This window comes from Pseudomonas sp. 05T35 (assembly GCF_056396605.1).
The window spans coordinates 1-9,714 of the sequence record NZ_JBFTLU010000138.1 but is presented as its reverse complement, the minus strand read 5'-3'; the positions used below and the strand labels follow the sequence as shown (position 1 = coordinate 9,714).

Below are 9,714 nucleotides of genomic sequence, written 5' to 3'. Positions count from 1 at the left end.
CGCCTGGACTGGCAATTTCCTGCTGACCTTGTCGCGCTTGCCGCAGGTCGGACGCCTGGGCGACAACATCTATTACTCCCAGGGCTGTAGCGGCCATGGCGTGACTTACACGCACCTGGCAGGCAAAGTCCTGGCCGAAGCCTTGCGTGGCCAAGCGGAGCGTTTTGACGCCTTTGCCGACCTGCCACACTACCCTTTCCCGGGCGGCCAGTTGTTGCGTACACCGTTTGCGGCACTGGGCGCCTGGTATTACGGCCTGCGAGACAAGTTCGATTTCTGATTTATAGCGCTCACAAAAAAACCGCCAATTGGCGGTTTTTTTTGAAATGAACTCAAGCGTCACCCTGAAATAGCGAAAGCCAAATCCCGGAAACAAAAAACCCCGGTCTTTCGACCAGGGTCTTTGCTATCGATTCGAAGTAGCCAGTGACTCTCTTCGTGCTTCAAGGCGTTCAGTGGGCCTTGAGGCAGATATGGCGCAGCGGACGGGACTCGAACCCGCGACCCCCGGCGTGACAGGCCGGTATTCTAACCGACTGAACTACCGCTGCGTATCGCTCAGACTTGCGTCTGTGTGAACCTTTGTCGGACTGAAGAGCTTGCAAGCTTTTCAATCTCAAACCGGGAAAACCCGATCTGGAAAATATGGCGCAGCGGACGGGACTCGAACCCGCGACCCCCGGCGTGACAGGCCGGTATTCTAACCGACTGAACTACCGCTGCGCGTCGGTGGAGGCTTTTTACAGCTTCCTTCCTGCTTTCGCAAGACTCAAGAAGTGGTGGGTGATGACGGGATCGAACCGCCGACATTCTGCTTGTAAGGCAGACGCTCTCCCAGCTGAGCTAATCACCCTTTGCTTCTCTGAGGCCGCGAAATTTACGCAGATACCGAAGCTAAGTCAATAGCCTGCTTGAAGTTTTTCTGAAAAAGACAAAATCATGTCATCTTCCCGGGCGCCAATCAGCGACACCCTCAACCTCAAGCCCCATCCACCGCAGCCCCGGCACCTCGGTTAATCGCTATAAATCATTTTCTTGGTCATGCCACCGTCGACCACAAACTCCTGGCCCGTGACAAACCCGGCATTCTTCGACAGCAGCCAGGCCACCATCGCCGCCACATCCTCGACGGTCCCTACCCTGCCCGCCGGATGCTGAGCATGATCTGCATCACTCAGCGGTTCGGCACGTCGCGTCGCTGGATCACGCGTATCGATCCAGCCAGGGCTGACCGCATTGACCCGAATCTCTGGCCCCAGGCTGATGGCCAAGGCGTGAGTCAATGCCAGCAAACCGCCCTTGCTCGCCGCGTAAGCCTCGGTATCCGGCTCCGACTGCGCCGCCCGGGTCGAGGCCAGATTGACGATGGCGCCGCTGTGAGCACGCAAGTAAGGCGCACAGTGCTTGGCCAGCAGCATCGGCCCACTGAGATTCACTGCCAACACCCGATTCCAGTACGCCAGATCGAGGCTTTCCAGCGTGATGTTGTGCGGATCGGCGACGGCCGCATTACACACCAGTGCGTCGATGCGACCGAATTGCCCAAGCACCTCGGCGACGCCATGAGCCACCTGCTGTTCATCGGCCACGTCCATGCCGATGAAGCAGGCGTTGTCACCCAGCACCTTGGCAACTTTCGAGCCGCGCGCACGGTCCAGATCGGTCAGCACTACCTGCCAGCCTTCGCTGACCAGCCAGGCTGCAATCCCCAGACCTATGCCACGCGCAGCACCGGTGACCAGTGCAACCCGCCCATTAGCGCCACTTGCAGGCGTGGACAACTCGATCACAAGGCAGCCAGCCCGCGCGCCAGATCCGCTTGCAGGTCAGCCACGTCTTCGAGGCCGACCGCAATGCGGATCAAGCTGTCGCGAATCCCCGCCGCTTCACGCTCTTGCGGCGCCAGGCGACCGTGAGAGGTGGTGCTCGGATGAGTAATGGTGGTCTTGCTGTCACCGAGGTTGGCGGTGATCGAAATCAAACGCGTGGCATCGATAAAGCGCCAGGCGCCGTCTTTGCCACCCTTGACTTCAAAACTCACCACGGCGCCAAAACCCTTCTGCTGACGCAGGGCCAACTCATGCTGCGGATGGCTCTTGAGGCCGGCGTAGTGGACTTTCTCGATGCCGTCCTGCTGCTCCAGCCACTCGGCCAGTTGCTGGGCATTGGCGCAGTGCGCCTTCATGCGCAGGCTCAACGTTTCCAGCCCCTTGAGGAAGATCCAGGCGTTGAACGGGCTCAAGGTCGGCCCGGCGGTACGCAGGAAGCCGACGATCTCTTTCATCTGTTCACTGCGACCAGCCACTACGCCGCCCATGCAACGGCCCTGGCCGTCGATGAACTTGGTAGCCGAATGCACGACCACGTCTGCACCGAGCTTCAGCGGCTGCTGCAAGGCTGGCGTGCAGAAGCAGTTGTCGACCACCAGCATCGCGCCCTTGGCGTGAGCGATTTTCGACAACGCAGCAATGTCCACCAGCTCGGCCAGCGGATTGGACGGCGATTCGACGAACAGCAACTTGGTGTTGGCCTTGATCGCCGCATCCCAGCCGGAAAGCTCAGCCAGGGGCACGTAATCGACTTCGATGCCAAAACGCTTGAAGTACTTTTCGAACAGGCTGATGGTCGAGCCGAACACGCTGCGCGAGACCAGCACATGATCGCCAGCACTGCACAGGCTCATCACCACCGCCAGGATCGCCGCCATGCCGGTAGCCGTTGCCACGGCCTGCTCGGCACCCTCAAGAGCGGCAATCCGCTCTTCGAACGAGCGAACGGTCGGGTTGGTGTAGCGCGAGTAAACGTTGCCCGGCACTTCGCCAGCGAAGCGTGCCGCCGCATCGGCAGCGGTACGGAACACGTAGCTTGAAGTGAAGAACATCGGATCACCGTGTTCGCCTTCCGGCGTACGGTGCTGACCGGCGCGTACGGCCAGGGTATCGAACGCTACGCCATCGAGGTCGCTGTCCAGCCGACCGGCATCCCACTCCTGACTCATGCTGTCACTCCTTGCCTTGTTCTTTATGGGTAGATACAAAACCGGCCCCTCAGGGCCGGTAGAAACTCAGTTGTTGTACAGATCGATGATCGCACTGACTGCCTGTGTCTTGACCTTGGAGGCATCGTTACGTGCCTGCTCGATCTTGTTCAGGTAAGCCTCGTCGACGTCGCCGGTGACGTACTTGCCGTCGAACACCGCGCAATCGAAGTTCTCGATCTTGATCTTGCCGCCGCCGACCGCTTCGATCAAGTCAGGCAGGTCCTGATAGATGAGCCAGTCAGCGCCGATCAGATCAGCCACGTCCTGAGTCGTACGATTGTGGGCGATCAGCTCGTGGGCACTCGGCATATCGATGCCGTACACGTTCGGGTAACGCACAGCCGGCGCTGCCGAGCAGAAGTAGACGTTTTTGGCGCCAGCTTCGCGCGCCATCTGGATGATCTGCTTGCAGGTGGTACCGCGAACGATCGAGTCGTCCACCAGCATCACGTTCTTGCCGCGGAATTCCAGTTCGATGGCGTTGAGCTTCTGGCGTACGGATTTTTTCCGTGCAGCCTGGCCCGGCATGATGAAGGTCCGACCGATGTAGCGGTTCTTCACGAAGCCTTCGCGGAACTTCACGCCCAGGTGGTTCGCCAGCTCCAGCGCTGCAGTGCGGCTGGTATCCGGAATCGGAATGRCCACGTCGATGTCGTGCTCTGGACGCTCGCGCAGAATCTTCTCGGCGAGTTTCTCACCCATGCGCAGGCGAGCCTTGTAAACCGAAACGCCGTCGATGATCGAATCCGGACGCGCCAGGTAGACGTGCTCGAAGATGCATGGAGTCAGCGATGGATTGGTCGCGCACTGACGGGTGTGCAGCTTGCCGTCTTCAGTGATGTAGACCGCTTCGCCYGGCGCGAGGTCGCGAATCAGGGTGAAACCGAGCACGTCCAGGGAAACGCTTTCGGAGGCGATCATGTATTCGACGCCTTCGTCGGTATGACGCTGGCCGAAGACGATCGGGCGGATACCGTGCGGGTCACGGAAACCGACGATGCCGTAACCGGTCACCATCGCCACGACCGCGTAACCACCCACGCAACGGTTGTGCACGTCGGTGACGGCCGCAAACACGTCTTCTTCGGTTGGCTGCAACTTGCCGCGCTGGGCCAGTTCGTGAGCGAACACGTTAAGCAGCACTTCCGAATCGGAGTTGGTGTTGACGTGGCGCAGGTCAGATTCGTAAATCTCCTTGGCCAGCTGTTCAACGTTGGTCAGGTTACCGTTGTGCGCCAGGGTGATGCCATACGGCGAGTTGACGTAAAACGGTTGAGCTTCGGCCGAAGTCGAGCTGCCTGCAGTCGGATAACGCACATGGCCAATGCCCATGTGACCGACCAGGCGCTGCATGTGACGCTGATGAAAAACGTCACGAACCAGACCGTTGTCCTTGCGCAGGAATAACCGGCCATCATGGCTGGTCACGATACCGGCAGCGTCCTGGCCGCGGTGCTGGAGGACGGTTAGCGCGTCATACAGCGCCTGATTGACGTTCGACTTACCGACGATACCGACGATGCCACACATGCGACGCAACCCCTACTTAATGAAACTGAACTGAACACATCTCACTGCGGCGTTTTGGCCGTCGGCAAGAGGTGCTCCTTGAACGGTATGTCAGCGGGTACGCTGATACCGCTGGCCAGCCACTGACTGCTCCACCCTAATATGAGGTTTTTGGACCAGTCTGCAACCAATAGAAATTGTGGCACGAGCCTTGACTCCTGCCACCACTTATCCTGCTGTACCGGGCCCAGACTCAAGAGCCCGACGGCGGTGACCACCAGCAGCGCGCCACGCGCCGCGCCGAAGGCCATGCCAAGAAAACGATCGGTCCCGGACAGGCCGGTGACACGAACCAGTTCGCTGATAAGGTAATTGATCATTGCGCCCACAATTAAGGTAGCGACAAAGATGATGGCACAGCCCGCGATCACGCGAGCCGACGGTGTTTCGATGTATCCGGTGAGGTACTCGGACAGTGAGCCACCAAACATCCAGGCAACGGCTCCTGCGATGATCCAGGTCAGCAGCGATAAGGCTTCCTTGACGAAGCCGCGGCTCAGACTGATCAAAGCGGAGATGGCGACGATCGCGACGATCGCCCAGTCAACCCAGGTAAATGGCACAGTGCAGCCTACAGACGGATAAGGCGGCGCATTTTAGCAGAGCCTATGGCTGTCGGTAAGCTGCGATTGCAAGTGCATTTGAAATCAGTCAGTTAGCGTTAGCCGCGTTCAGGCTGAAAGCGAACGACAAAGCCCTTGAGGTTCTGCTGCCGACCCAGCAGGTCACGCAGGCGATCAGCCTCTGCACGCTCGATCAACGGCCCGACAAACACCCGGTTCTTGCCATCGGCGGTACGGATGTAGGCGTTGTAACCCTGGCTACGCAGGGTTTTCTGCAAGCTTTCGGCACTTTCACGGCTCGACAGGCTGGCCAACTGCACCGACCAACTGACCGACAGGCCATTGGCGTCGACGCGACTCTGACTGGTGTCAGGCTTGCTCGGCGCCGCAGCGATCGGTTGCGCCGGTGCTGCTGCCGGTTTGGGTGCAGGCGGTGGCGTTACCGGCTTGGCGACAACTGGAGCTGGTGCGATGGGAGCGCTGGGGGCAACCGGCTTGGACGGTGCTTGCTCGGCAGTAATCTCTTCATCGCTTGGAACCGGCTCCTGCGGCAACGCTTGCGGCTCCGGCACCACCACGGGTTCGACCTGTACCTGCGGCATTGCCGGGGCTTGAGGTGCAGCCGGGGCATGAACCACCACCTGGCGCTGCTCGTCTTCCCGGGAAAACAGCATTGGCAAGAAAATTACCGCCAATGCCACCAGAACCAGAGCCCCAACCATCCGCTGCTTGTACGCGTTATCCAGCAAAGCCATGTGCAGCTTCCTCCGTGGAGCGCCGAGCCAACCATTCGAGGGCCTCGGCAACACAATAAAATGATCCGAACAGCAGAATTTCATCTTCCGCCGTTGCCAGCGCGCACTGCCCTTCCAGGGCATCGGCGACACTTGCATAGGATGTTACTGACGCCCCGAGGTTCTGCAACGCAGACTGCAAATCCGCAACCGGACGTGCGCGCGCAGAATCGAGCGGGGCGACAGCCCAATGCTGGACACTACCACTCAATTCGCTGACAACTCCATCGAGATCCTTGTCAGCCAACAAACCAAATACCGCCAACCGTCGACCTGCTATTGGCCGGCGAGCCAAACGCTGGGCCAGATACTCGGCCGCATGCGGGTTATGCCCCACATCCAKCATCAGGTTCAGGCGCTTGCCGTGCCAATTGAACTGGCGGCGATCCAGACGCCCGACCACTTTCGTCGCCTTCAATGCAGCGACAATTTGCTCGGCCTGCCATGGCAAACCCAGCAGCGCATAAGCCTGCAACGCCAGCGCGGCGTTTTCCATCGGCAGATCAAGCAACGGCAAGTCGTGCAGCTCTATTGCACGCCCTTGCAGATCGACACCCCGCCACTGCCAGTTCTGCTCGGTAATGCCCAAATCAAAATCACGACCCCGCAGGAAGAACGGGCAATCGAGCTCGCGCACTTTATCCAGCAGGGGTTGAGGCGGATTGAGGTCACCACAGAGCGCAGGCGCGCCCTGACGGAAAATGCCAGCCTTTTCGAAGGCAACGGATTCGCGGGTATTGCCAAGATAATCGGCGTGGTCAACACCAATGCTGGTGACCAGCGCGACATCGGCATCCACCAGATTGACGGTATCCAGGCGTCCGCCGAGGCCGACTTCCAGCACCACCGCAYCCAGACCTGCACGCTGAAACAGCCAGAACGCCGCCAGAGTGCCCACTTCGAAGTACGTCAGGGAAATTTCACCGCGCCCTGCGTCGATTGCCGCAAAGGCTTCGCACAACTGCGCATCAGTGGCTTCGACGCCATTGATCTGCACCCGCTCGTTGTAACGCAGCAGGTGTGGAGAATTGTAGACACCGACCTTGAGCCCTTGCGCCCGCAGCAATGACGCCACGAACGCACAGGTAGATCCTTTGCCGTTGGTGCCGGTGACCGTGATCACCCGAGGCGCCGGCTTGCCCAATCCCATCCGGGACGCTACCTCTTGCGAGCGCGCAAGCCCCATGTCGATGGCTGACGGATGCAGCTGCTCAAGGTAGGCGAGCCAGTCGCCAAGGGTACGTTCGGTCATAGGTTTGCAGGCACCGGCGGAACCACGACGGCCTCGACTGGCGCAGCCACGAACTCAGGCGTCGGCAGGCCCATCAGTTGTGCCAGCAGGTTACCCAGACGCGGGCGCAGTTCCTGACGCGCAATGATCATGTCGATTGCACCGTGTTCCAGCAGGAATTCGCTGCGCTGGAAGCCTTCCGGCAGTTTTTCACGCACGGTCTGCTCGATAACGCGCGGACCGGCGAAGCCGATCAGGGCTTTCGGCTCGCCGACGATCACGTCGCCGAGCATCGCCAGACTGGCGGAAACACCGCCGTAGACCGGGTCGGTCAGCACGGAGATGAACGGAATGCCTTCTTCGCGCAGACGCGCCAGTACCGCGGAGGTCTTGGCCATTTGCATCAGCGAGATCAGCGCTTCCTGCATCCGCGCACCGCCGGAAGCGGCGAAGCAGATCATCGGGCAACGGTTTTCCAGCGCGTAGTTGGCCGCACGCACGAAGCGCTCGCCGACGATCGCACCCATCGAACCGCCCATGAAGGAGAACTCGAACGCCGATACCACCACCGGCATGCCCAGCAGGGTACCGCTCATGGAGATCAGTGCGTCTTTTTCACCGGTCTGCTTCTGCGCAGCGGTCAGGCGATCCTTGTACTTCTTGCCGTCGCGGAATTTCAGACGGTCAACCGGCTCCAGGTCAGCGCCCAGTTCGGCACGGCCTTCGGCATCCAGGAAAATGTCGATCCGTGCACGTGCGCCGATGCGCATGTGGTGGTTGCACTTGGGGCAAACATCCAGGGTCTTTTCCAGCTCTGGACGATACAACACCGCCTCGCAGGACGGGCACTTGTGCCACAGGCCTTCAGGCACCGAGCTTTTCTTCACCTCGGAACGCATGATCGAAGGGATCAGTTTGTCTACTAACCAGTTGCTCATGCTTTCTTTCTCCAGTACCGGCGGCTCGAACGCTCTGGTTCGCAGCCCCGCGTATGCCCTTGAGCTAAATTCATGTGTGCGGCGATGATCGGTGGATAGCCGGGCCAGCAAGACTGACCTTCGTACAACCCAACAACCCTCAGCCATGCCTGCCTTATGCAGTACACCTGTTTCGTAACAGTGCAATGGACGGCGGCAGACTGCCAGCCGTCACATCGACTACACGCTAGTGCGCACTGCCTGTATAAACGCGCGAATCTTCGCGTGATCCTTGATGCCCTTGCTCTGCTCTACCCCACCGCTGACATCCACCGCGTACGGGTGAACCCGGGCAATGGCCTCGGCGACATTGGCCGCCGACAGCCCGCCTGCCAGGATGATCGGCTTGCTCAAACCTTGCGGTATCAGTGACCAGTCAAAGGCCTCGCCAGTTCCACCGGGAACACCTTCGACATAGGTATCGAGCAAAATGCCGCTGGCTTTAGCGTAAAGATTGCAACTGGCAGCGATGTCGTCGCCCGCCTTGACCCGCAATGCCTTGATGTACGGCCGATGGTAACCCTCGCAATCGGCCGGGGTTTCGTCGCCGTGGAACTGCAACAGGTCCAGCGGCACCGCGTCGAGAATCTCACCGAGTTCGCAGCGGCTGGCGTTGACGAACAAGCCCACCGTGGTCACGAATGGCGGCAACGCGGCGATGATCGCGCGGGCCTGCTGCACCGTTACCGCCCGCGGGCTTTTGGCATAAAACACCAGACCGATTGCGTCCGCCCCGGCATCAACCGCCGCCAACGCATCTTCAATGCGGGTAATCCCACAAATTTTGCTGCGAACGGCTGACATGTCGTTTGAACCTCAGGGCAAATCCGGGAAAGTCCCGGATGGTAGCAAATGCATTCGAGGGCGTCAGCCGTCAAGTTCCGAGAAGCCGGTCAGGAAGTGCGGGCCAATGTAGCGCTCGGGCAATTCGAACTCGTCGCGGTACTCGACCTGCACCAGATACAGCCCGAATGGATGGGCCGTGACACCACCGGTACGGCGAACCCGGCTTTCCAGCACTTCCTTGGCCCACTCCACGGGACGCTCACCGGCACCGATGGTCATCAGCACGCCGGCGATATTGCGCACCATGTGATGCAGGAACGCACTGGCGCGGATATCCAGCACGATCATCTTGCCGTGCCGGGTGACGCGCAGGTGATGGATTTCCTTGATCGGCGACTTGGCCTGACACTGTCCGGCGCGAAAAGCGCTGAAGTCGTGGGTACCGATCAGATGCTGCGCCGCGTCGGCCATGCGCTGGACATCCAGCGGCCGGTGATTCCAGGTGACCTCTTCGTTGAGGTGCGCCGGGCGGATCTGATCGTTGTAGATCACATACCGATAACGCCGGGCAATCGCCTTGAAACGCGCATGAAAGTGCGCCGGCATGACCTTGGCCCAACTGACACTGATGTCGTGGGGCAAGTTGATGTTGGCGCCCATGACCCAGGCCTTCAACGAGCGGTCGACTTGCGTATCGAAATGCACCACTTGGCCACAGGCATGCACGCCGGCGTCGGTGCGACCTGCGCAGTGC

Annotated in this window: 10 protein-coding genes and 3 tRNA genes; 1 reads left to right on the top strand and 12 read right to left on the bottom strand. The window is 60.0% G+C overall.

Going from position 1 to position 9,714, the window contains the following annotated elements; all coding sequences use genetic code 11:
• The coding region (locus AC1DH9_RS13115) for an FAD-dependent oxidoreductase (protein WP_477808267.1) at window positions 1–280 on the top strand (280 nt) is incomplete at its 5' end.
• Window positions 281–474: 194 nt separating this feature from the next.
• On the opposite strand, the gene AC1DH9_RS13110 is transcribed toward AC1DH9_RS13115, so the two are convergent.
• The 12 genes from AC1DH9_RS13110 to truA all read right to left on the bottom strand — a co-directional run.
• A tRNA-Asp gene (locus tag AC1DH9_RS13110) sits at window positions 475–551 on the bottom strand.
• A 95-nt stretch (window positions 552–646) separates the two neighbouring features.
• Window positions 647–723: transfer RNA gene (locus AC1DH9_RS13105), tRNA-Asp, on the bottom strand.
• Between the two features lie 54 nt (window positions 724–777).
• Window positions 778–853, bottom strand: a tRNA-Val gene (locus AC1DH9_RS13100).
• Between the two features lie 160 nt (window positions 854–1,013).
• Window positions 1,014–1,790 (bottom strand): SDR family oxidoreductase, encoded by a 777-nt coding sequence (locus AC1DH9_RS13095; protein ID WP_427546066.1) that lies wholly within the window; start codon window positions 1,788–1,790, stop codon window positions 1,014–1,016.
• Complete coding sequence (locus tag AC1DH9_RS13090) at window positions 1,787–2,998, bottom strand: O-succinylhomoserine sulfhydrylase (RefSeq protein WP_427546068.1); 1,212 nt, start codon at window positions 2,996–2,998, stop codon at window positions 1,787–1,789. Before AC1DH9_RS13090 ends, AC1DH9_RS13095 begins: the two co-directional genes overlap by 4 nt.
• Window positions 2,999–3,064: 66 nt before the next feature.
• Complete coding sequence (gene purF, locus AC1DH9_RS13085; RefSeq protein ID WP_477808266.1) at window positions 3,065–4,570, bottom strand: amidophosphoribosyltransferase; 1,506 nt, start codon at window positions 4,568–4,570, stop codon at window positions 3,065–3,067.
• A gap of 41 nt (window positions 4,571–4,611) precedes the next feature.
• Window positions 4,612–5,172 (bottom strand): CvpA family protein, encoded by a 561-nt coding sequence (locus AC1DH9_RS13080; protein WP_054596631.1) that lies wholly within the window; start codon window positions 5,170–5,172, stop codon window positions 4,612–4,614.
• A 98-nt stretch (window positions 5,173–5,270) separates the two neighbouring features.
• Complete coding sequence (locus AC1DH9_RS13075) at window positions 5,271–5,927, bottom strand: SPOR domain-containing protein (protein ID WP_427531009.1); 657 nt, start codon at window positions 5,925–5,927, stop codon at window positions 5,271–5,273.
• Window positions 5,911–7,218: a bifunctional tetrahydrofolate synthase/dihydrofolate synthase gene (gene folC / locus AC1DH9_RS13070; protein WP_477808265.1), complete on the bottom strand. Its 1,308-nt coding sequence runs from the start codon at window positions 7,216–7,218 to the stop codon at window positions 5,911–5,913. The genes AC1DH9_RS13075 and folC overlap by 17 nt, the downstream gene beginning before the upstream one ends.
• Entirely contained in the window at window positions 7,215–8,135 is a 921-nt protein-coding gene (accD, locus tag AC1DH9_RS13065) for an acetyl-CoA carboxylase, carboxyltransferase subunit beta (protein WP_123425734.1), read from the bottom strand. Before accD ends, folC begins: the two co-directional genes overlap by 4 nt.
• A 219-nt stretch (window positions 8,136–8,354) precedes the next feature.
• Entirely contained in the window at window positions 8,355–8,978 is a 624-nt protein-coding gene (locus AC1DH9_RS13060) for a phosphoribosylanthranilate isomerase (RefSeq protein ID WP_427546072.1), read from the bottom strand.
• Between the two features lie 63 nt (window positions 8,979–9,041).
• Window positions 9,042–9,714: tRNA pseudouridine(38-40) synthase TruA (gene truA, locus AC1DH9_RS13055; RefSeq protein ID WP_477808264.1), on the bottom strand; the 673-nt coding region annotated here is incomplete at its 5' end.

Excerpts from the sequence above, each read along its gene's own strand:
- AC1DH9_RS13075 (WP_427531009.1), bottom strand. The coding sequence starts at position 5,927 with ATGGCTTTGCTGGATAACGCGTACAAGCAGCGGATGGTTGGGGCTCTG.
- accD (WP_123425734.1), bottom strand. The coding sequence starts at position 8,135 with ATGAGCAACTGGTTAGTAGACAAACTGATCCCTTCGATCATGCGTTCC.
- AC1DH9_RS13090 (WP_427546068.1), bottom strand. The coding sequence starts at position 2,998 with ATGAGTCAGGAGTGGGATGCCGGTCGGCTGGACAGCGACCTCGATGGC.
- AC1DH9_RS13060 (WP_427546072.1), bottom strand. The coding sequence starts at position 8,978 with ATGTCAGCCGTTCGCAGCAAAATTTGTGGGATTACCCGCATTGAAGAT.